Source organism: Fictibacillus halophilus, assembly GCF_016401385.1.
Classification (GTDB): domain Bacteria; phylum Bacillota; class Bacilli; order Bacillales; family Fictibacillaceae; genus Fictibacillus; species Fictibacillus halophilus.
On the sequence record NZ_JAEACF010000001.1, the window covers coordinates 1 to 21,611 of the forward strand.

Sequence of the window (21,611 nt, forward strand, 5' to 3'; positions counted from 1 at the left end):
TAGCTGGGTAGCTACGTGTGGACGGGATAAGTGCTGAAAGCATCTAAGCATGAAGCCCCCCTCAAGATGAGATTTCCCATCACGCAAGTGAGTAAGACCCCTTAGAGATGATGAGGTTGATAGGTCTAGTGTGGAAGCGTGGTGACACGTGGAGCTGACAGATACTAATCGGTCGAGGGCTTATCCTTAAAAAGCATAACGTTTGGAAACGTCGTATCTAGTTTTGAGAGAACATCTCTCAATATAATTTGGTTCAGTGATGATGGCAAAGAGGTCACACCCGTTCCCATACCGAACACGGAAGTTAAGCTCTTTAGCGCCGATGGTAGTTGGGGGTTTCCCCCTGTTAGAGTAGGACGTCGCTGAGCCAATACATATTCCACAGTAGCTCAGTGGTAGAGCTATCGGCTGTTAACCGATCGGTCGTAGGTTCGAGTCCTACCTGTGGAGCCATATTGGAGAGCTGTCCGAGAGGTCGAAGGAGCACGATTGGAAATCGTGTATACGGTCAACCCCGTATCAAGGGTTCGAATCCCTTGCTCTCCGCCAGATACATACTCTCTAGCTCAAAAATCTGGCCCGTTGGTCAAGCGGTTAAGACACCGCCCTTTCACGGCGGTAACACGGGTTCGAATCCCGTACGGGTCACCACTTATACATAACGATTTTAAAATATGGAGGATTAGCTCAGCTGGGAGAGCACCTGCCTTACAAGCAGGGGGTCGGCGGTTCGAACCCGTCATCCTCCACCATTAATTTTTATATCATATTCATATCATCGCGGGGTGGAGCAGTCTGGTAGCTCGTCGGGCTCATAACCCGAAGGTCGCAGGTTCAAATCCTGTCCCCGCAACCAATTTTATTTCATGGACAACGTCGAGATTACTTCTTGACCATGAAATATCTGTAGTGCCCTTAGGGTGCAACCAATTTTATTTCATGAATGGACTCGTGGTGTAGTGGTTAACATGCCTGCCTGTCACGCAGGAGATCGCCGGTTCGACCCCGGTCGGGTCCGCCATTTTTATTTAAACGGTGGCTTTACAACACCAAGATTTTTTTCTTGGCTCGATAGCTCAGTCGGTAGAGCAGAGGACTGAAAATCCTCGTGTCGGCGGTTCGATTCCGTCTCGAGCCACCATTTTTTTTTGCCGGTTTAGCTCAATTGGTAGAGCAACTGACTTGTAATCAGTAGGTTGGGGGTTCAAGTCCTCTAGCCGGCACCAGTTTTTTCTTCCTGAATTGGAACAAAAAACTTATTGAAAAACAGGGTGATTATGTTTTATAATAAAACCTGTCTTCATTCGTGGAGGGGTAGCGAAGTGGCTAAACGCGGCGGACTGTAAATCCGCTCCCTCCGGGTTCGGCGGTTCGAATCCGTCCCCCTCCACCATCTTTTATTCCTTATATAGGGGCATAGTTTAAAGGTAGAACGAAGGTCTCCAAAACCTTTGGTGTGGGTTCGATTCCTACTGCCCCTGCCAATTTTAATACTGTGGCGGTCGTGGCGAAGTGGTTAACGCATCGGATTGTGGTTCCGACATTCGGGGGTTCGATTCCCCTCGTCCGCCCCATTTAAATTTTGGGCTATAGCCAAGCGGTAAGGCATCGCACTTTGACTGCGACATGCGTTGGTTCGAATCCAGCTAGCCCAGCCATTTTTATTTTTATAACATAAGATGATTTTAACAACATATTATAAGTTAATTAAATGTTTGCGGAAGTAGTTCAGTGGTAGAATACAACCTTGCCAAGGTTGGGGTCGCGGGTTCGAATCCCGTCTTCCGCTCCATTTTTGTTTTCTGGCGGCATAGCCAAGTGGTAAGGCACGGGTCTGCAAAACCCTTATCCCCCGGTTCGAATCCGGGTGCCGCCTCCATAAATTCCAATTCAAAAAAGATTCAAATGCCGGTGTGGCGGAATTGGCAGACGCGCACGACTCAAAATCGTGTTCCTTCTGGAGTGTCGGTTCGACCCCGACCACCGGTACCATTTTACTTAACTTAACATTTAAACTTAAGACTTCTCACCTTTGTGGGGAGTTTTTTTATTTGCTTTTAAACTTTATACTTTAATTAACGATGAATATATTCAAGTTACGAAAGGGTACTGATCAATGAGAGATTTCTTCAATAAAATGAAAAATGATCTAGGCATTATTTTAAATGATGTTCAAAAGAATGCTGTTATGAAGACAGAAGGACCCCTTCTATTACTTGCTTCACCTGGTTCTGGAAAAACAACCACAGTCATTATGAGAATCGGTTATTTAATTATGGAAAAAGGAATACATCCTTCTCGTATAAAGGCTGTTACGTTCAGTAAGGCGTCAGCCAATGATATGAAAGAGCGTTTCGCAAAATTTTATCCTGATCTCCCTTCTGTGGACTTTTCGACCATTCATAGCTTTGCTTTTGAGGTAGTCAGGAATCATTATAGAAATTTAGGAATCCCCTTTACAATTATAGAGGGTGATCACGATTTAGATGAGGGTTCGGCAGGAAACTTTCAATACAACAAAAAACTTATGCTGAGACATTTATTCAAGTCCGTTGTTGGGGAAAACGTAACCGAAGATCAAATGGAGGAGCTCACCACTTATATTAGTTACATAAAAAACAAGATGATACCTATCGAACGTTGGTCAGAAGTTTCTTGTGATGTTCCGAAGGCTGAAGAGATATTTAAACATTATGAGGAACTCAAACGTTCTGATTCGCATCATGTATTGTTAGACTTTGATGATATGCTCACGATCGGAAATGATGTATTAGAAAAGAATGAGCAGGTGTTACGTCATTATCAAAACAGATATGACTATTTCTTAACCGATGAAAGTCAGGATACATCGCTTGTGCAGCATTCCATTATAGAAAAAATGGTTTCTACTCATCGAAATTTATGTGTTGTGGCCGATGATGACCAATCTATTTATAGCTGGAGAGGTGCTGAGCCTTCGTATTTACTTAAATTTAAGGAAAAGTACAGTGATGCATCTATTTTGTTTATGGAGCAAAATTATCGCTCATCTGAGGATATTGTTAACGTTGCTAATTCGTTTATTAAAAGAAATAAAAATAGATATGAAAAAAATATGTTCACTCAAAATCCTTCACAGCAACCGATTGAAGTAAAACAACTCGTTAATTTTAAAGAGCAATCCAAATACTTGATACGTGAACTGAATGAAGTCGTTGATCTAAAGGAAATCGCTATTTTATATCGTAACAATTCGTCATCCATTGGATTGATGAATGATTTAGAACGAGCAGGAATTCCGTTTTATATGAAGGATGCTGATAATCGTTTCTTTTCACATTGGGTAGTTCAAGATATATTGAATTTTATGCGAATGGCCTTTACAGACAAGAGACCAGACATTTTAGAAAAAATTCATTTAAAGTTTAACGGCTATATTTCGAAGCAGCAGATGCAAGCACTCAAACAACTGAACAATAACGATTCTGTATTTGATAACCTGCTAAAACATGTGAAACTACAGGAGTATCAAGTAAAACTTCTAAAGGCTAGTAAAGAGACCTTTAAAGAAATGAAGGAGATGAAGCCTCTTCAAGCTATTCGTGTGATCAGAGATCGATTAGGATATGACAAAGCCATAGAAAAGATTAGTAAGAGCCTAGGTTTTCGAATGGATTATTTAGTGGGGATCTTAAACACACTCGAAGAAATTGCAACAGATCTTGAGAGCCTTGAGGATTTTGCTAAACGATTAAAGCATCTTGAATTCGTTCTGAAGACAGCAAAAAAGAAGAAGGGGCATGACGCGATAACACTTTCTACCTTTCATAGTGCGAAAGGGCTCGAATTTGAGAGGGTATATATGATTGATGTAGTGGACGGAATCATCCCATCTAAAGAAGATCGTACTGATCATCAAATGTTAGAAGAAGCAGCTCGTTTATTTTACGTAGGGATGACGCGTGCCAAGAAACAATTAACCCTAGTGACGTATCCTTATCGAGATGGGAAAAAAGTTGAAGAATCTGTGTTTGTAACGGATGTTAAAAATATATTAGATCCAACAAGAATGACGAAATCTGAACCTATAAAAAAGAATGTAAAAAAGATTAATGGAGTACCTTTTAATCCGAATAGCATCAAAAAGAAGGAAGAATTACAAGTTGGTCTAAGTGTTACTCACCGTGTATTTGGGACTGGAGAGATAACAGAGGTCAGTGAAGAATTTATTTCTCTAAAATTTCAGTCTAAGGAAAAGAAATTATTAATCAGTGCGTGTTTGGAAATGGGACTTTTAGAGCCTTTAGTTCACACGTGATAAACAGTTTTTTATCTAATCTTATATTATAACAGGACTTAATACCTCATTATTATTTAATATTTTACAATTTTCTGATAAATAAGAAGGATTTATTCCTATCTCTTCCGAATAATACATTCTAGTAGAAGTGAATACCTGTTCATTTTTACAGAATGTATTTTATATTAGGGGAGAACGGGGGTAAAGGGATGAACGCTTTTCGTTTGTTTGTGGCAGAAATGGCGAAGTTAGTAGGAAAAAAGGGTCTGCTGATCTCAGTCATTGCTGCGTTGCTCGTACCTGTCGTCTATGGTGGTATACTTCTATCACCAAAATGGGGGCCTTACGACAACTTGTCAAACTTGCCTGTTGCGGTAGTCAACAAGGACAAGGGGGCTTTATCGGACGATGAGCCGATCAATGTAGGAAAAGATCTTGTCGCAGATTTAAAGAAAGGAAAAGATCTCGGTTGGGAATTTGTAAGTGCTGAGGAAGCAAAAGAAGGCCTCGATAGTCTGAAATATTACATGGTTATTGAGATTCCAGAGGATTTTTCACAAAGGGTAACAACTGTTTTAAGTGATAATCCCGAGAAGCTTCAGCTTACGTATATTCAAAACGAAGGATTAAATTTCATGGCAGCACAAGTCACAAGAAGTGCGACTGAAAAGCTCAGAGAAAAACTGGGAGATAAAATTACGGAGAAGTATGCGAACAACATGTTCGCCAGTCTCGGTGATGTATCAGAAGGTTTTCAATCAGCTGCAGATGGATCTGCGAAATTAAATACGGGAATGACTGATCTACGAGATGGAACAAACACACTTTTGGAATCGCTTACAAATAAAGCGGCTGATATTTCAAAGCTTGCGAGTGGTGCAAAAGAACTTAAAAATGGTGTAGGACAAATGGCTAGTTCTTTGTCAGCCAAACAGCCGGATATTAGCAAACTGGCAAATGGTTCATCGCAACTAAGTGCTGGTATGAAGGAAATGCTTTCTTCTCTTCAATCTAGATCAGGTGATATTTCAAAGCTTGCGGCAGGTTCAGCTGCAGCTAATGAAGGAACAGGACTTTTATTACAAAATTTAAAAGATAAACAATCTGGAGTAAAAGACCTTGCAGCGGGTGCGAAACAACTTGGAGACAGCATACCGCAACTAAAAGCAGGAACAACGGGGATCTTAACAGGACTAAAAGGTGTTCAAAGTGCGATCAAGAATGAAATCGCTCCTGGAACACAGCAGATCTCGCAAGGCGTTGCTCAAGTAGCAGATGAATCTGCAAACCTAGGTAAGGGGCTGCAAGTGTTATCAAGTGATTTAAAGGCATATTTAGAGCAACACCCTGAACTATCCAAGGATCCTGCTTTTATGAAGATTTATGGTACGAGCCAAGCTATCACAACAGCTGCTACTGATCCAGCAAAAGCACAAAAGCTCCAGTCACTACAACAAGGAGCTGCAAAAATCGCAGGAGCTTTCACTGCAAATGCTGAACCTAATCCAAAGTCTGTCGCTGATGGGGTAAATCAGCTTGTAGCTGGCCAAACGTCAGTGGACAACGGTGTTGCGACATTAAGCCAAAAGGTACCTCTGCTTCAACAAGGGACCGCGTCGATTGAGAGTGGCTGGAACACGATGGTAGGTAAGGTAGGAGAGCTGCACGCAGGAACGTCGCAGATTGCTGCAGGAAACCAATCAGTGAACACGGGTTGGACATCTTTGACAAAAGGCGCATCCCAACTTAATGACGGTGCAACCCAAGTATCAGCAGGTAACTCTTCTGTTGAAAAAGGCTGGCGTGACCTAACTTCAGGCGCAACAAAGATTAATGATGGTATGTCACAGGTGAGTGATGGAAACGCAACAGTTGAAAAAGGCTGGGGTGACTTAACGGAAGGTGTAACCAAATTAAATGATGGTGCAGGGAAATTAAATGATGGAAGTAACGAGTTATCATCAGGTCTAAAAGATGGTGCAGAGAAAACAGGAGCGATTAAAGCGGCCAATGATAAGAATCTAAGCATGTTTTCTTCGCCTGTTGAGTTGAAGAGTGAAACCGTCAATAAATATCCACTCTATCGTGATTCAACAGCTCCTTATGTTCTTTCACTAGCTCTATTCGTTGGAATCTTAATCATGTCGATGTTCATCAACTTTAGGAAACCAGAAGAAGTTTCAGCATTCTCTTGGTTCGGTGCTAAATTCATGAACCTAGGTGCACTGGCTGTTGTACAGGCATTACTTCTTTCGACGGTTGTTCTGCTCGTCTTAAATGTGAAAACTGAAAATCCACTTGGATTTATAGGTTTTGCGGTTTTTGTAAGTTTAGTATTTACTGGAATCGTCTTATTTTTTGCATCGTTAGGGAACATCGGACGATTCATCGCGTTCGCATTAGTGATTTTACAGCTTTCAACGACAGGTGCTAACTTGCCGATCGATATGCTGCCAGAGAATTTGCGTGCGCTAAGTGAATTTTTGCCGTTCACGTATTCCATCGCGGGATTTAAGGCATTGATTTCATTGGGCAGTACGAGCTCTGCATTCTCCAATATGGGAATATTGTTCATCTATCTATTAAGTTTTAGTTTATTGTCGATCGCAGTCTATCTGTTTGCAAAGCCAAAAAGCGAACCGAAAAATCTAGATTTAGCGAGCTGATCAACATCAATGGGTTACAAAAAAAAGTTCCTGGCAACTTAAGCCGGGAACTTTTTTTTGAATCTTCTTCTTGTACACTGAATATGTAGGTGTAAAGGAGGTTATTTCTCTAATGTATAGAGACCGGCGTGCTACAGTATGTCTGATATTAATGACCATCTCCTTCGTTTCAATCCTCTTCATTTCTGCTGATATTTTTCACTATATGCACATGATTAATGGTCTGTTGATCAGGCTTTTTCAATCCGTTCGCTTGTTATTTGTCATGGTAATCCTTTTTCTCTTTTCTATCCTTGTATTATTTCGATATTTATAGATGAGTTCGATACCCCTTTTTTTAAAGGGGTTTTTATTTTGATAAAAAAGCATAATGTTTTATCAGTAAAATAAAATAGTTCAAAAGCCATACATATCTCATCATGAGGAGGAGATTTAATGAAATGGGAATTATTGAAGTTTAAGAAGAAGTGGGTCTACTTTAGCTTAATGGCGTTGGTTTTAGTGGCGATTACCGCTATTTCAGCACATGCGATAGGTTACAACAAAGCTTCTGTTCTTCTCAAAGATAAAAAAGTGGTAGTAAGGGAAATTGATGGTGAGATCAAAGAATGGAAGAAAGAGTTAGAAAATATAGAAGAAAACGTTGAAGCGATGGAGGAAGAGGAAAGCAGTAAACAAGCTGAATTGGATGGGCTTCAAATACAGGTTGATGAAGCTTCGGAAATGATTAGCCAAAAAGAGACTATTCAAAAAGAACTGGATGAATTGGGCGTTCAAGTAAAAGGAAGGAAAGATGAACTAAAAAAACTTGGTGGAGAGATCGCAAATAAAAAAAATGAGCTTGATACTTTAAATAAAGGCATTCTTATTAAGAAAAAAGAGCCAAGAACCTTAGTAGCCGGCGTATTTATAGCGGGTAAAGATATTGCTCCAGGAAGATATAAAGTAGAGCCCGTGAATGGATTTGGAAATTACTTTGTAAACGGGGGAAGTAAAGTCAATATCATCTTAGGAAGAGGGGATGACCTGTTTCTTCCTGAATATGTGTTCGAATTGGATGAAGGAGACGAGATTGAAGCAACATTGTCCGTGAAATATACGTTAGTAGATTAATAAAAAATTTAGGCAGGAGATTTTTTTAAGAAAGTATAAAGAACTTGTCATAAATGTCCTACTTGCTGCTTATATATAGAACAAGTTAGTTGTAGGTTTTAATGCAGGGCTTCGTTGATCCAATGAAGCCCTGCATTTTTTTGTACTATAAAGCGCAATTTTTATATATTGACGAGTTTGCCTATTTTATTGAAACTTTCACACGATATATTCACCAATTTCCCCATTATATTGACGAGTTTGTATGCTATATCGACGAGTCTACATCATTCGACATCAGCTGTATTTAATGATAACTTGTGGCCAAACGAGCATTTCGTAATTTAAACAACTGTTTAAATCACCTGAATCTCAGCACTCCCACCATTCACTTGAGTGAACATCTTTGCCATAGAATCCAAGAGTTCATGCGCTTCATTTTCATTCATAGATGGCTGCAGGTACACGATATGCAGTGCATTCTTAACGCTCTCATCTACCATCGTGCGTTTTGAATCTACGATTGGACTGCCAAAGGCACCAACATCGTCTCTAGACAGTAACTTACCTTCCATGTTCATCTCACGCCCGTTTAACCCTTCATACGTATCTTTAGCACCGCCAATTAGAATCTCCACATCGCCTTCAATCTTATCAAGGTTGTAAAGACCGATTGGAATCGCAAATCGGATAGAAAAGAAGTTGTTAACATCAACGCCAGAATTAATCGGAGGTAGGTCCTTGCCGCTTAAAACGCGACGCAACAATGCTTCCGAAGCGGGACGATATCTGGAGGGGTCCATTCCTAATGTTTTAAACACGTGACGATATTCAGCCACTCCAGGATAATCGGCAGCATTTTTTTCTTCAAGTCGCAAGGATTCTGTAAATAGCTGGAACCTGCCTTTAATCATTTGCGGTGATTCGCTAATCGCGATATTATGGTATGTAAGTGTGCCTATTTTAAAGTTCGGGACAAGCTCGTTTAGTTTAGGATTAATTGTGATCATCATGTAACCCCGTTTCTTATTTAAGTAATAGTAGTTTATCATAATTGTGGAAAATAAATGTAAAGGAGGGATATGCGTGACAAGTGCCCAGTTGAAGGAAGAGATTGTTGCATATAGTAAAGAAATCGGAATCGACAAAATTGGTTTTGCACATGCTGATGTATTTGCTGAGCTCAAAGAACGTCTCCGATTACAGCAAGACCTTAACTATCAATCAGGATTTGAAGAAAGTGATATAGAAAAGAGAACAGAGCCAAGTCGGCTCTTGTCGGGAGCTTCCAGTATTATTTCAATCGCTCTTGCATATCCCTCCAAGATGAAAGATGCTCCGAGAAGTGTTCGAGGAGAGCGCAGAGGAATTTTTTGCAGAGCATCATGGGGTAAAGATTACCACCATATATTAAGAGAAAAGCTCTCATTACTGGAAGCTTTTATTATAGAAAAAGTTCCAGATGCCACTGTGAAATCAATGGTAGACACAGGTGAACTTTCTGATCGTGCTGTTGCTGAAAGGGCTGGGATTGGATGGAGTGCCAAAAACTGTGCCATCATGTCACCGGAGTTTGGTTCTTACATGTATCTCGGTGAAATGATCACAAACATTGCGTTTCCTGCAGACACACCAATGGAAGATCAGTGCGGTTCATGCAACAAATGTGTCGATGCATGTCCGACTAATGCTCTTGTACAGGGAGGACAGCTTGATTCGTCAAAATGTATCGCCTTTTTAACACAAACGAAAGGATTTTTGCCTGATCAGTATAGAGATAAGCTCGGTAACCGTTTATATGGTTGTGATACGTGTCAGACCGTTTGTCCTGAAAATAAGGGAAAAGATTTTCATCATCATGTGGAAATGGAACCTGACCCAGAGATTGCAAAACCCCTCTTAAAGCCATTGTTGTCGATGAGCAATAGAGAGTTCAAAGAGAAATTCGGCCATGTTTCTGGTAGCTGGAGAGGGAAAAAGCCTATTCAGCGAAATGCGATTATCGCTTTAGCTCATTTTAAAGATGAAACAGCTATTCCAGATTTAGTAACGGTACTCCATAATGACCCACGACCCGTTATAAGAGGAACTGCGGCATGGGCCATAGGTAAGATTGGCGGGATAAATGCGGAATTGGAACTATTATCTGCAAAAGAGCGTGAAAAAGACGATTTGGTCACGTTAGAGATTGAAAAAGGACTGAAAATGGTTCGAAATCAAGAAATTTCGTAATCGCAAATGTTTGGAGTGTCCGATATAGTAAGGTCAAGTAATGAAAAGAAGGGATAATTATGTGTCAGATTAAAACGTTACTCTATTACGAAGAAATGGAAAGCGTAATCGGACCGTTAACAATCATTGCAACGGAGAACGGAATCTGCCGTCTCGATTTTGGTTCAATGGAGGATAACCTTCCAACTTTACGTTCATGGATGGCGAAACATTTTATTAAAGGAGAACTTATACACTCTCCAGAACGATTGGACGATGCCGTTCAACAACTACACGCTTACTTTGCAGGCAACCTGCATGAATTTAGCGTGAACTATGATTTATTTGGTACCGCTTTTCAAAAAAAGGTATGGAACCAGCTAACGAGTATTCCTTATGGCGTAACTTGTTCGTATAAGGAAGTGGCTCAAGGCATTGGTGCACCAAAAGCCGTTCGAGCTGTAGGCAGCGCGAACAACCAAAATCCCGTACCTGTTTTTATTCCATGTCACCGAGTGATTGGAAGTAATGGAGCACTTGTAGGCTATGGCGGGGGATTAGATAAAAAAGAAATATTGTTATCGATCGAACAGAATAGCTGCAAGAAGACATCCTAGAGAGCCCTTAAAGGGTTCTTTTTTTTGATATCTCACTCATATGTTAGTAGAAGCAGGAGGGATGTCTGATGTGGATGGAAACACTTAAAGCTTATATCCAAAACCAATCTCAATGGATGATACATGCAGATGCAGACGGAAGAGGCTTCTTTTTAAGAGAAGAACAAGAGAGTTTTATTCGAAAAAAACAAATGTATACCGATAGAAATGCATTTATCGTGAACAATCAAACGAACGGAAGCGTATTACGAACGACTGAGTCCGAAGATAAGGTTCAAGTGGATTATTTGGTGCATTATAGTTTCTTGATCAAACACGGGTTTGATTTTTATGTGGAAGAGATCTCTCAAGAGCGACGTGCTACTTTTCAAGACGGTGATATGAAAAGCGATGAACCTGTGAATGTGGAAGGAAACTACAGAGAACTTCCAAAGATTGAGCGGGAGAACGAGTCGATCGCACCAACGAAGGGCGGTTATGATAGACTTGCTGCTGTACGTTATGCAGAGAGATGGTGGAATACATTTAATCCTGCTTATAAATCTTTTGAGAATGATTGCACGAACTATATTTCTCAAAGTCTTCATGCAGGTGGCATTCCGATGACTTCTCAATCTATTAAATCGAAGGGCTGGTGGATGCGAAATAACTCTTGGAGCTATAGCTGGTCGGTAGCAAATGCGATGAGATGGTATTTGAGCGGCTCTAAATCAAGTCTCCAGGCGCAAGAGAAATCTGCGGCACACCTGTTATTGCCGGGAGATGTGATCTGCTATGACTTTGATGGAGATGGTCACTATCAGCATACGACGATTGTGGTCGCAAAGGATCCTTCAGGAGAACCACTCGTAAATGCCCATACAACAAACAGCAGAATGAGATATTGGGGTTATGAGGATTCTACTGCGTACACAAAGCGCATTCAATATAAATTTTTTCATATTCTTTAAGAAGAAGCTTACCTTCAGAGAGTGATATTCCAAAAAAAGTGCTATAATAAGTACTTGTTGGAATATTGTTTTTGAGGTGAGCTTTTTGGCTATACATGTCGTTTTATTTGAACCGTTAATTCCTGCGAACACAGGAAACATCGCACGTACGTGTGCAGGAACAGGTGCACATCTGCATCTCATTCATCCACTTGGATTTTCTTTAGAAGACAAATATTTAAAGCGTGCTGGCCTTGATTATTGGGAGCATGTAAAATTGTCTCATCATGATTCTTTGGATGCTTTTTATAACGAATACCCAGATGGGGAATTTTACTATATCACCAAGTTCGGTGAACAGACGTACTCGAATTTTGATTACTCTGATTCAGAGAAGGATGTTTTCTTTGTTTTTGGAAAAGAAACGAAGGGACTTCCGCGTGAAGTGATTGATGCGAACATGGAGAGATGCCTGCGCATTCCGATGAATGAACACATTCGTTCATTGAACCTATCGAATACGGCAGCAATCTTGATCTATGAAGCACTGCGTCAGCAGAGTTTCGGAGAGTTGAAATAAAATAAGCAAAAATAAAAAAACGTCCTGATTGAAAAGGGACGTTTTTACTTCCATTTGTATATGGATTAGTTTTTTCCAGGACGATCGTTATAGCCTGCTGTAAAGATGGCAGTCAGGAAGGCGAGCATCACGAGTAGGATGAGGATAAAATCCATTTGAACTCCTCCTTTGAAAGTAATATTATTCTTTCCAGTATCTTTTCTCATTATAAATGAAAACGGTTTTCATGGGAATGTATTTCTGCTGAAATTTAACAATTTGAGGGGATTCGTGCAAGCATAGATGAAGAAAAACGTATATATGACAGGGTATCTTCCCTTGTTTTCTATTATTCTGTTCAGTTCAGGGTTCGCCATTTACTTTGAAAGACTCTTCATCGATAAACTTACATACTTTGGTGTTTATCAGGGGATGCAAGAATTATTTGAAGATCATGTGATTCACTTATCGATAGGCTTTTGTTTGTTTCTGCTGTTCTTTATGATATTTGCAGCTCTAAAGCTGCTTTCTGACACATTAACGCACCTCAGTCTGTTCTTTTTCTCAAAAGATACAGAAGGGACATTGCTTCAGCAAGGAAAAGGCGGTAGCTGGTACTTTTTTGTTGGTGGTATGCTTGCGATCTTGCTGAACCATTCCGTGTTGCTGATAGGTGTTGTGTTCATGGTTTCATCTCTTTTGTACTTTTTTCAATTCTTATTGCGGATCAGCTCGAGTTTATCAACCATAGGTATCATGGGAATGGTATTTCTACATTTATTCTTTTGGACAGGCTTCGGCTTGCTTGTAGTCTATACGGTGATGCGTTTGTATAATGCGTTTGTGGCAGCTATTACTTAGAGATCTATCTATAGACTGGCGGGAATATCATAAAAACTCGCAGGAATATTTCAATCATTTACGGGATTATCTCAAAATCTCGCGGGATTAATATGAAATATCGCGGAATTATCCTAAATATTCGTATACAAGTACCAGCTAAAAACCCTGCCACTATTGTAGTGACAGGGTTCTTTCTCATTTTTGGTGTGCTTTTCTCATTATATCTCGCCATATCATGACTTCTGGAGACGCACTCTCAATAGAATGAAGACTGCTTGGTTTATCACGACCCACCCAAACGCCTGCGGTATAACGATCAGTCAGTCCGATAAACCAAAGATCGCGGGCATCGTTTGTCGTTCCAGTCTTTCCGCCAATATACGTTGATCCCGCGAACCGAGCATCCCTTGCCGTTCCTGAGGTCGTTACGGCCGCAAGCATCTCACGCATCACGCTATTTGTTTTCCCACTCCATACTGAAACAGGTTCCTCTTTCCAAGCATATAACACCTTTCCGTTCTTATCTTTTACAGAAGTTATCAACCTAGGTTTTACAAATGTTCCACCAGAACTAAAAGCAGTATACGCACTGGTTAGTTCAAGCGGAGAAAAGCCCTTTGAAAATCCGCCGAGCGCACTTGCAAGTTGATGGTCTTCTTTCGTTACAGATGAAAATCCAAAGTGCTGTAAGTAAGAAAACGCCTTATTTACTCCTGTTCTCCTTAGTGCTCTGACTGCTGCGGTGTTAATTGAACTCGCCATCGCTTTTTTTAAGGAGACTGTACCGTAAGAAGCTCCACCATAGTTGTTTGGACAATAGTTACCTTCACAAATACTTGCTGCAGAAATGAGCGAGTGTGGTTTTGCGCCGTACACATCTACATAGGGACCATAGACGAGTAGTGGTTTTATTGAAGAACCCGGCTGTCTTTTCGCTTGGTGGGCACGGTTAAATTCTTCTAAACCAACATTCTTTCCGCCAACCATAGAGACGATCTCTTTTGAAACATGATCAACAATAACGACAGATCCTTCCACATCGTTATAGGGCAACCGATTATTCAAAGCACGCACTGCTTCTTTTTGTAGCTCAGGATCTAATGCAGTCTCAACGACAACACCGCTTTTAAATAGCTGATCTCTCTTTAGCAGAAGCTCTTCTGCAGTCAGTCCTTTATTAGCGGGAGCGGTCGCTATTAAACTTAGAAGTTCCTCTTTTATGTAACCCACAATTTCAGGATAAGGGACGACAGGCTGTGAAACGCTTAATGTAATCTTTTGTTTAAGTGATGCTTCATAAGCAGCCTCGTTTATGTATCCTTGCTCCTTCATCTTCAATAAAATCCACTTTTGCCGTTTCATCGTGTTTTCAAGCTGTGTTAGAGGGTCATACAGCATTGGATTGTTTGGAATGGCCGCGAGCAGTGCTGTTTCAGCTACAGAAAGTTCACCAACCGGCTTGCTGAAGTAAAATCGACTAGCCTTTTCAATTCCATAGACACCATTTTGAAAATAAATCGAGTTGATATAAAGCTCTAAGATTTTCTCTTTGGATAATTGTTGCTCGATTCTGTAAGAGATTAATAGCTCTTTTAATTTTCGGTCATATGTACGTTCGTGTGTTAGGAATAGGTTGCGTGCCAGCTGCTGTGTGATCGTACTGCCACCTTGCTGAACAGATCCTGCTGATGAATTTGTAATAAAAGCTCGGGCGATCGCTTTTCCATCGACCCCATGATGCTGTATGAAACCTTGATCTTCTGTTGCGATAAAAGCTTTGCGCACATGTTCTGGTATTTTGCTGTATTCCAGATAAACACGGCTCTCATTGCTCTTGAACTCATAAAGAAGATCTCCGTTTCGATCAAGGAGGCGACTGTTTTCATCTAGTTTCATATTCTCCAGTTGAGCAAGAGAAGAAATCGCTTTTTGAAAAGGAATATAGTTTTCATGTTCATTTCTTAAACCCATAAATGAAAAGAACACGATGCAGAGCATGAAGAGCACTGTTAGAAGGCCAAGCTTTTGATTCATAACGCTTTCTCCGTTTCAAAACTTAATGATAAACATATTTTACCATGGTTATGCAAATGGGAATTCCAACTTTTTTAAATAAAAATCGCTATACAAACAGAATGATTACGGACATCCCCGCATAGAGTAGATTAACACTTGATGGAGCCAATACAATCAAGGAGGTACTCATGGATATTTTATCGAGAATCCAACTGCATCGTGAAGAAGAACAGCGTTTAGCCTGGGAAGGTACCTTCGCTGAATACCTTGATATTTTACGAGATCGGCCATTTGTTGCCCAGTCTGCGCATTCAAGAGTATACAACATGATCAAAGATGCTGGCATTTCAGAAAAAAATGGTCAAAAGGTGTATCATTTTTTCAGCGATCAGATTTTTGGATTAGAAGAATCAATCGAAAGACTTGTTGAAGAGTATTTTCATCCTGCCGCTAAACGCCTTGATGTTCGTAAACGTATCTTATTGTTGATGGGACCAGTATCCGGTGGTAAATCCACTTTAGTTACAATGCTTAAAAGAGGATTAGAGCAATACACAAAAACACCTGCGGGAGCGGTCTATGCGATTAAAGGCTGTCCGATGCATGAAGATCCGTTACATCTTATTCCACAGCACTTAAGAAAAGAGTTCTTCAATGATTACGGCATTCGAGTGGAGGGAAGTTTATCTCCACTTAATACGATGAGGCTTGAACACGAATATGACAACCGTATTGAAGATGTTATGGTAGAGCGTGTTTTCTTCTCAGAAGATAAGCGAACAGGGATTGGTACGTTCAGTCCATCTGATCCTAAGTCACAGGATATCGCTGATTTAACCGGAAGTATCGACTTCTCCACGATTGCAGAGTACGGATCAGAATCAGATCCGCGTGCCTATCGCTTTGATGGTGAGCTGAACAAGGCTAACCGAGGAATGATGGAGTTTCAGGAAATGCTGAAGTGTGATGAAAAATTCTTATGGCATCTTCTTTCTCTGACGCAAGAAGGAAACTTTAAAGCAGGAAGATTTGCACTGATCTCAGCGGACGAATTAATTGTCGCGCATACGAATGAATCAGAATACAGGTCGTTTATTGCGAATAAGAAAAACGAAGCTCTGCATTCAAGGATTATTGTGATGGGTGTTCCGTATAACTTAAAAGTTTCAGAGGAAGAAAAAATTTATGCGAAGATGATCTCAGAGAGTGATATGTCTCATGTTCATATTGCGCCGCACGCATTAAGAGTGGCTGCCACGTTCTCAGTGCTAACCCGATTGAAGGATTCTAAGAAACAAGGAATGGATCTTTTGAAGAAGATGAGGTTGTATGACGGTGAGATCGTAGAAGGTTTCAATCACGTTGATCTTGAGGAACTGAAGAAAGAGTTTGCAGATGAAGGCATGTCTGGTATCGACCCGCGTTACGTTATCAACCGAATATCATCAGCAATCATTCGCAAAGAAACACCGTCAATCAACGCGTTAGATGTTCTGCGTTCATTAAAAGATGGGCTTGATCATCATGCATCCATATCGAAGGAAGATAAAGAGAGGTTTATTAACTTTATCTCGGCAGCTCGTAAAGAGTACGATGATATTGCGAAGAAAGAAGTTCAGAAAGCGTTCGTTTACTCGTACGAAGAGTCTGCAAAAACGCTTATGGACAATTATCTCGATAATGTTGAGGCGTATTGCAATAAGAATAAATTACGTGATCCGCTTACTGGTGAAGAGATGAGTCCAGATGAGAAGCTGATGAGATCGATTGAAGAACAGATCGGAATCTCTGAGAATGCAAAAAAAGCGTTCCGTGAAGAAATTCTGATCAGAATCTCTGCATATGCGAGAAAAGGAAAGAAATTTGACTATAATTCTCATGAGCGGTTAAGAGAAGCGATTCAAAAGAAATTATTCGCAGATCTTAAAGATGTTGTAAAGATCACTACATCATCTAAAACTCCTGATGAGTCACAACTGAAGAAGATCAATGAGGTTATTGCACGCCTTGTAGATGAACATGGCTATAATACAACTAGTGCCAACGAACTACTAAGATATGTAGGCAGTTTACTAAACCGATAAATATGGCAACACACCCTGTACACGAGATAAGACTGTCAGGGTGTGTTTTTTTACAGAAATTTAGGGGAAACTAAACAAATTGCAGAGTAGAATTTACAATCGTATTTATGTTAAAAATAATTGAACTTGTTTTTACTTACTTAAAAATGGTAAATTGATACTAATAAGCTAACTAAAGGAAGTGAGCCCGATGAGCTCGACTAGAAAAGAAAGAAACGGATTAGTGGATTGGATTAAAGCAATTGGTGTTGCACTTATACTAGCAATTATTATAAAAAAGTTTTTGATTGAGCAATATGTCGTTTACGGTGAATCTATGATGCCGACCATCCAAAATGGCAATCGGCTGATTGTAAATAAGATTGGTTATGAAATTAGTCAACCAGAAAGATTTGACCTGATCGTCTTCAAGGCAAATCCTGAAGAGGATTATATTAAGCGGGTGATCGGTATTCCAGGTGACCACATTGCATACCGTGACGACAAATTGTACATCAACAACAAACCAGTGGCAGAACCTTATTTAAAAGAATTTAAACGCTTTGCCGGGAATCGGACACTCACTGGCAACTTTACTCTTGAAGAGATTACAGGACACGATACGGTTCCTAAAGGCAAGATCTTCGTACTTGGTGACAACAGACTTCACAGTATTGATAGCCGCCATATTGGTTTTGTTGAAATGACGGATATTGTAGGCGAAGCTAATATCCGTTATTGGCCAATGGATGAATTGAAGGTTTTCAATGGTTTTAAAAAGGAATAAATGGGGAAAATTTCAGTAAGAGGTGAATCCCTATGACAAAACAAAATAAAGAACCTAAACGAAAAAACAGTTCAATGGTATCTAACTTTGAAGAAATGAAAGAACACGGAAAAGTGATGGAACACGTATCTACAAATGAACAAGTACGTAAAAGTGGTAAAACGCCAGATCCCGAGCAGCATGATAAAGAGGAATATAATAAATAAATACAAAACGAGCCTTCTTTTCTTTTTTGAAAAGAGGGCTTTTTTATCGTGAAAGTTTAGCAATTCTAAGAAGTACTTGCATATGATAGAGTAACCAACCCTTTTTTTCTGATAATAGCTGATTGTAAAAAGCAAGTTATGCCCCGGGTTGATCAAGAAAAGCAGCATTGACTCTTGCTGCTCTGGAGGGGAAAACAATGAGTGAGCCGGAAAAGAACAATTTTGTTGTGTCTCAGGAAAACTGGTCCCTCCACCGAAAAGGATATCAAGATCATCAAAGGCATATGGAAAAAGTGCAGGAAGCCATTAAAAACAACTTGCCGGATTTGATAAGTGAAGAAAATATCATTTTATCCAACGGACGTGATGTGATTAAGATCCCGATCCGTTCAATGGATGAATACAAAATCCGATACAACTACGACAAAAACAAGCACGTAGGCCAAGGTGATGGAGATAGTCAGGTGGGGGATGTAGTAGCCAGAGATGGACGTGCCGGACAGAGCGGGGCCGGAAAAGGGAAAGGACCAGCAGGTGACAAACCAGGTGTCGATTATGCAGAAGCTGAGGTTTCTATCTTAGAACTGGAAGAGATGCTGTTTAAAGAGCTGGAGCTTCCTAACCTTAAGCAAAAAGAGCAAGACGAGATTGTGTTGGAAAAGATTGAATTTAATGATGTTCGCAAAAAAGGGCTCATGGGGAACGTGGATAAAAAGAGAACGATTCTAACGGCGTTTAAACGAAATGCTTTAATAGGAAAGCCAAGTGTTGCTCCTATCCACAATGACGACCTTCGCTTCAAAACATGGAACGAAGTCATCAAACCTGAATCAAAAGCAGTTGTCCTAGCCATGATGGATACTTCGGGTTCGATGGGAATCTGGGAAAAGTATATGGCGAGAAGTTTCTTCTTCTGGATGACACGCTTTTTGCGATCGAAGTATGAAAAAGTAGAGATTGAATTTATCGCTCATCACACGGAGGCAAAAGTTGTTTCAGAGGAAGATTTCTTTAACAAAGGTGAAAGTGGTGGAACGATTTGTTCATCAGCTTACCGGAAAGCGCTTGAGTTGATCGAGACGAAATATTCATCCAGCCGTTTTAACATTTACCCGTTCCATTTCTCTGATGGAGATAACCTTACGAGTGATAATGCAAGATGTGTGAAACTCGTTCAGCAAATCATGGAGCACTCTAACATGTTTGGTTATGGCGAAGTGAATGCCTATAATCGACATTCGACTTTGATGAGTGTATATAAGAATATGGATAATCCGAAGTTTAGTCATTATATTCTAAAAGAAAAAGCTGATGTGTATCACGCGATGAAGAGCTTTTTTAAGAAAAATGAAGTGAATGCATAAAGAGTATAAATGCAGTTAATGGAAGTAGTTGATCTCCGTTTCAGATGCTCGCTTTCCGCGGGGCAGGCGGTGAGCCACATTCGTACGTTTCACTCTTAAGTGTCTCACCTGCCCACCTGTCCCGCAGGAGTCTCGCATCTTCCACTCCGATCAACTTGTCGATGAAGAAAATAATTAAAGTGACTTAAAAGCAACAATCATTTCAGATATAATTCTAAGCAATATTCTGTAACATAAAGCTTTTTCGAAAACGAATATTCAAAATAAAACAAAACGCCCGCATCCATGTATTGGATAGCGGGCTTTGTTGTTGAATTTAACAAAATTACATATAACTAAGGTTACGCATTATGGACGAAAAAATCACGTAAAGGGGTGTGAGATTTGAAAACACTTAACAAGTTAGCTGTGTTCTGTCTGAGCTTGATGCTTCTGTTAACAATCGTTCCTCATAAAGCTCGAGCGGACTGGTTTGATCCGTTGACGATCCATTTTTTAGACGTTGGGCAAGCTGACTGTATTCTTATTAAAGCGCCAAACGGACAAACGATGCTAATTGACGGTGGCGATGAACATGACGGGGAGAAGATTATCTCTTATCTTGAAAAAGAAGGCGTTACCCATCTTGATATTGTTGTGGCTACTCATCCTCATCACGATCATATCGGGTCGTTAGATGATGTGATACGAGCGTTTCCAGTGAGTGTTCTATACATGCCGAATCTTCCATACGACACTAAATATTATCATGACCTTTTTCGAGTGATCAATGAAAAACAAATTCCTGTAGATCGTGCAAAAGCAGGTGTAAATTTTAAGATGGGGTTTTCAGTAAAGGTAGAAATGTTAGCCCCTAAAGGCTCGTATTATAAACACATCAATGATTACTCGGCTGTGATTAAGATCAAGCATGGCAAAAAGAATTTTCTTCTCATGGCAGATGCAGGTGCTGAAGAAGAAAAAGAGATATTGAAACGTGGTGGGGTTAAGGCAGATGTAATTAAATTGGGTCATCATGGAGCAAATACGGGTACGACGATGGAATTTTTGAAAAAAGTAAAAGCAAAAACGGCTGTGATCTCAGTCGGAAGGAATAATCCTTATCAGTTTCCATCAAAAGAGGTGTTGTATCGTTTAGACAATAGAAAGATGACCGTATATCGTACAGATCAGCTCGGGGCGATTATTGCCACAAGCAATGGAAAAAAGATCATGTTTAGAACGAATGTCCTTCATCAATAATCGGTTTTCTTGCGTCTTTTAGTAAAATTTAAGAAAATAGTATAAAACGCTTAAGATGGGGTTGGTTAACCGTGATTAAGGCATTGGTATTTGATTTTGATGGCACGATTCTAGATACGGAAACACAGCATTACAATGCTTTCCAAGAGTTGTATCAGGAACATGGAAGCGATCTACCGCTAGAAGTTTGGGGAGAATGCATCGGTACCCATTCTGATTTTAATCCTTACGAATATTTAGAAAGACAGATCGATCAAAAGCTTGATCATGATGTACTACGAGCAAAAAAGACGGAACGTGCGCTTGCTTTGATATCTGAACAACGGGAACTTCCAGGCATTCTTGATTACCTTGAAGCAGCAAAAGAACTCGGGTTAAAGATCGGTCTAGCATCCAGTTCTTCGCGTAAATGGGTAGAAGAGCATTTAGGAAGAATTGGTTTGATGCACTATTTTGAAGTGATTAAAACAGCAGACGATGTTGAAAAAGTTAAACCAGATCCTGCTCTTTATCTCGAAGCGGTTAAAGCCTTAAATATAAAACCTCATGAAGCTATCGCGTTTGAAGACTCTGTAAACGGATCGATGGCAGCAAAAAAAGCGGGATTATATTGTGTAGCCATCCCGAACCCTGTTACCAAACACATGACCTTTAGCGATGTTGATCATCAGATGGAAACTTTAGCAGAGTTAAACCTCGCATCCTTAATTAACCAGGCAGAGAATAAAGGTTAAAGA

At 40.2% G+C, this 21,611-nt stretch carries 16 protein-coding genes, 15 tRNA genes and 2 rRNA genes; 31 read left to right on the top strand and 2 right to left on the bottom strand.

The features are described 5' to 3' along the window. From I5J82_RS00005 to I5J82_RS00100, 20 genes are all read left to right on the top strand, one after another. A 23S ribosomal RNA gene (locus I5J82_RS00005) occupies positions 1–188 on the top strand; the annotation flags it as partial. A 64-nt stretch (positions 189–252) separates the two neighbouring features. After that, a 5S ribosomal RNA gene (gene rrf, locus I5J82_RS00010) occupies positions 253–368 on the top strand. 10 nt (positions 369–378) lie between these two features. Continuing rightward, positions 379–453, top strand: a tRNA-Asn gene (locus I5J82_RS00015). Between the two features lie 4 nt (positions 454–457). Beyond that, positions 458–549, top strand: a tRNA-Ser gene (locus I5J82_RS00020). A gap of 27 nt (positions 550–576) precedes the next feature. Continuing rightward, positions 577–651: transfer RNA gene (locus tag I5J82_RS00025), tRNA-Glu, on the top strand. A 25-nt stretch (positions 652–676) separates the two neighbouring features. After that, positions 677–752 (top strand) — tRNA-Val (locus I5J82_RS00030). Between the two features lie 27 nt (positions 753–779). Then, positions 780–856, top strand: a tRNA-Met gene (locus I5J82_RS00035). Between the two features lie 89 nt (positions 857–945). Next, positions 946–1,021, top strand: a tRNA-Asp gene (locus I5J82_RS00040). Between the two features lie 44 nt (positions 1,022–1,065). Further along, positions 1,066–1,141 (top strand) — tRNA-Phe (locus I5J82_RS00045). 9 nt (positions 1,142–1,150) lie between these two features. Further along, positions 1,151–1,226 (top strand) — tRNA-Thr (locus I5J82_RS00050). Between the two features lie 82 nt (positions 1,227–1,308). Next, a tRNA-Tyr gene (locus I5J82_RS00055) sits at positions 1,309–1,393 on the top strand. 17 nt (positions 1,394–1,410) lie between these two features. Beyond that, a tRNA-Trp gene (locus I5J82_RS00060) sits at positions 1,411–1,484 on the top strand. A gap of 14 nt (positions 1,485–1,498) precedes the next feature. Continuing rightward, positions 1,499–1,574 (top strand) — tRNA-His (locus I5J82_RS00065). A gap of 9 nt (positions 1,575–1,583) precedes the next feature. Beyond that, positions 1,584–1,658, top strand: a tRNA-Gln gene (locus I5J82_RS00070). A 59-nt stretch (positions 1,659–1,717) separates the two neighbouring features. Further along, positions 1,718–1,792: transfer RNA gene (locus I5J82_RS00075), tRNA-Gly, on the top strand. Positions 1,793–1,804: 12 nt separating this feature from the next. Beyond that, positions 1,805–1,879, top strand: a tRNA-Cys gene (locus I5J82_RS00080). Positions 1,880–1,907: 28 nt separating this feature from the next. Further along, positions 1,908–1,992: transfer RNA gene (locus tag I5J82_RS00085), tRNA-Leu, on the top strand. A 124-nt stretch (positions 1,993–2,116) separates the two neighbouring features. After that, positions 2,117–4,297 (top strand): ATP-dependent helicase, encoded by a 2,181-nt coding sequence (locus tag I5J82_RS00090; RefSeq protein ID WP_198766129.1) that lies wholly within the window; start codon positions 2,117–2,119, stop codon positions 4,295–4,297. A 191-nt stretch (positions 4,298–4,488) separates the two neighbouring features. Continuing rightward, a complete protein-coding gene (locus I5J82_RS00095) occupies positions 4,489–6,945 on the top strand; it encodes a YhgE/Pip domain-containing protein (RefSeq protein ID WP_186320608.1) in 2,457 nt (818 codons plus the stop codon). Between the two features lie 435 nt (positions 6,946–7,380). Continuing rightward, positions 7,381–8,058: a hypothetical protein gene (locus I5J82_RS00100; RefSeq protein ID WP_198766130.1), complete on the top strand. Its 678-nt coding sequence runs from the start codon at positions 7,381–7,383 to the stop codon at positions 8,056–8,058. Between the two features lie 335 nt (positions 8,059–8,393). On the opposite strand, the gene I5J82_RS00105 is transcribed toward I5J82_RS00100, so the two are convergent. Next, entirely contained in the window at positions 8,394–9,047 is a 654-nt protein-coding gene (locus I5J82_RS00105; RefSeq protein ID WP_332873611.1) for a B3/B4 domain-containing protein, read from the bottom strand. A 76-nt stretch (positions 9,048–9,123) separates the two neighbouring features. On the opposite strand from I5J82_RS00105, the gene queG reads away from it, so the two are divergent. The 5 genes from queG (at position 9,124) to I5J82_RS00130 (ending at position 13,214) form a co-directional block, all read left to right on the top strand. Further along, the gene (gene queG / locus I5J82_RS00110; protein ID WP_198766132.1) at positions 9,124–10,269 is read left to right on the top strand and encodes a tRNA epoxyqueuosine(34) reductase QueG; all 1,146 of its coding nucleotides are present in this window, start codon (positions 9,124–9,126) and stop codon (positions 10,267–10,269) included. Between the two features lie 59 nt (positions 10,270–10,328). Further along, a complete protein-coding gene (locus tag I5J82_RS00115; protein WP_066391224.1) occupies positions 10,329–10,865 on the top strand; it encodes a methylated-DNA--[protein]-cysteine S-methyltransferase in 537 nt (178 codons plus the stop codon). A 68-nt stretch (positions 10,866–10,933) separates the two neighbouring features. Continuing rightward, positions 10,934–11,815 carry an amidase domain-containing protein gene (locus I5J82_RS00120; RefSeq protein WP_198766133.1) on the top strand — a complete coding sequence of 294 codons (882 nt, stop codon included), beginning with the start codon at positions 10,934–10,936 and terminating at the stop codon, positions 11,813–11,815. A gap of 85 nt (positions 11,816–11,900) precedes the next feature. Further along, complete coding sequence (gene trmL, locus I5J82_RS00125; protein WP_066391226.1) at positions 11,901–12,374, top strand: tRNA (uridine(34)/cytosine(34)/5-carboxymethylaminomethyluridine(34)-2'-O)-methyltransferase TrmL; 474 nt, start codon at positions 11,901–11,903, stop codon at positions 12,372–12,374. Between the two features lie 318 nt (positions 12,375–12,692). Next, the gene (locus I5J82_RS00130) at positions 12,693–13,214 is read left to right on the top strand and encodes a DUF5366 family protein (RefSeq protein WP_198766134.1); all 522 of its coding nucleotides are present in this window, start codon (positions 12,693–12,695) and stop codon (positions 13,212–13,214) included. Between the two features lie 177 nt (positions 13,215–13,391). Here I5J82_RS00130 and I5J82_RS00135 read toward each other — a convergent pair whose 3' ends face one another. Beyond that, positions 13,392–15,230 (bottom strand): transglycosylase domain-containing protein, encoded by a 1,839-nt coding sequence (locus I5J82_RS00135; RefSeq protein ID WP_198766135.1) that lies wholly within the window; start codon positions 15,228–15,230, stop codon positions 13,392–13,394. 170 nt (positions 15,231–15,400) lie between these two features. On the opposite strand from I5J82_RS00135, the gene I5J82_RS00140 reads away from it, so the two are divergent. The 6 genes from I5J82_RS00140 to I5J82_RS00165 all read left to right on the top strand — a co-directional run bounded on the left by I5J82_RS00140 (position 15,401) and on the right by I5J82_RS00165 (position 21,608). Beyond that, positions 15,401–17,296: a PrkA family serine protein kinase gene (locus I5J82_RS00140; protein ID WP_066391232.1), complete on the top strand. Its 1,896-nt coding sequence runs from the start codon at positions 15,401–15,403 to the stop codon at positions 17,294–17,296. A gap of 190 nt (positions 17,297–17,486) precedes the next feature. Further along, positions 17,487–18,062 carry a signal peptidase I gene (lepB, locus tag I5J82_RS00145; RefSeq protein WP_198766136.1) on the top strand — a complete coding sequence of 192 codons (576 nt, stop codon included), beginning with the start codon at positions 17,487–17,489 and terminating at the stop codon, positions 18,060–18,062. 32 nt (positions 18,063–18,094) lie between these two features. Then, positions 18,095–18,268: a hypothetical protein gene (locus I5J82_RS00150; protein WP_198766137.1), complete on the top strand. Its 174-nt coding sequence runs from the start codon at positions 18,095–18,097 to the stop codon at positions 18,266–18,268. Positions 18,269–18,465: 197 nt separating this feature from the next. Beyond that, complete coding sequence (gene yhbH / locus I5J82_RS00155) at positions 18,466–19,632, top strand: sporulation protein YhbH (protein WP_198766138.1); 1,167 nt, start codon at positions 18,466–18,468, stop codon at positions 19,630–19,632. Between the two features lie 384 nt (positions 19,633–20,016). Then, positions 20,017–20,874: a ComEC/Rec2 family competence protein gene (locus tag I5J82_RS00160; protein WP_198766139.1), complete on the top strand. Its 858-nt coding sequence runs from the start codon at positions 20,017–20,019 to the stop codon at positions 20,872–20,874. A 71-nt stretch (positions 20,875–20,945) separates the two neighbouring features. Further along, positions 20,946–21,608 carry an HAD family hydrolase gene (locus I5J82_RS00165; RefSeq protein WP_198766140.1) on the top strand — a complete coding sequence of 221 codons (663 nt, stop codon included), beginning with the start codon at positions 20,946–20,948 and terminating at the stop codon, positions 21,606–21,608. Positions 21,609–21,611: the final 3 nt, after the last annotated feature.

Excerpts from the sequence above, each read along its gene's own strand:
- I5J82_RS00135 (WP_198766135.1), bottom strand. The coding sequence starts at position 15,230 with ATGAATCAAAAGCTTGGCCTTCTAACAGTGCTCTTCATGCTCTGCATC.
- I5J82_RS00140 (WP_066391232.1), top strand. The coding sequence starts at position 15,401 with ATGGATATTTTATCGAGAATCCAACTGCATCGTGAAGAAGAACAGCGT.
- I5J82_RS00120 (WP_198766133.1), top strand. The coding sequence starts at position 10,934 with ATGTGGATGGAAACACTTAAAGCTTATATCCAAAACCAATCTCAATGG.
- I5J82_RS00105 (WP_332873611.1), bottom strand. The coding sequence starts at position 9,047 with ATGATCACAATTAATCCTAAACTAAACGAGCTTGTCCCGAACTTTAAA.
- yhbH (WP_198766138.1), top strand. The coding sequence starts at position 18,466 with ATGAGTGAGCCGGAAAAGAACAATTTTGTTGTGTCTCAGGAAAACTGG.
- I5J82_RS00100 (WP_198766130.1), top strand. The coding sequence starts at position 7,381 with ATGAAATGGGAATTATTGAAGTTTAAGAAGAAGTGGGTCTACTTTAGC.
- I5J82_RS00090 (WP_198766129.1), top strand. The coding sequence starts at position 2,117 with ATGAGAGATTTCTTCAATAAAATGAAAAATGATCTAGGCATTATTTTA.
- lepB (WP_198766136.1), top strand. The coding sequence starts at position 17,487 with ATGAGCTCGACTAGAAAAGAAAGAAACGGATTAGTGGATTGGATTAAA.
- I5J82_RS00150 (WP_198766137.1), top strand. The coding sequence starts at position 18,095 with ATGACAAAACAAAATAAAGAACCTAAACGAAAAAACAGTTCAATGGTA.
- I5J82_RS00115 (WP_066391224.1), top strand. The coding sequence starts at position 10,329 with ATGTGTCAGATTAAAACGTTACTCTATTACGAAGAAATGGAAAGCGTA.
- I5J82_RS00095 (WP_186320608.1), top strand. The coding sequence starts at position 4,489 with ATGAACGCTTTTCGTTTGTTTGTGGCAGAAATGGCGAAGTTAGTAGGA.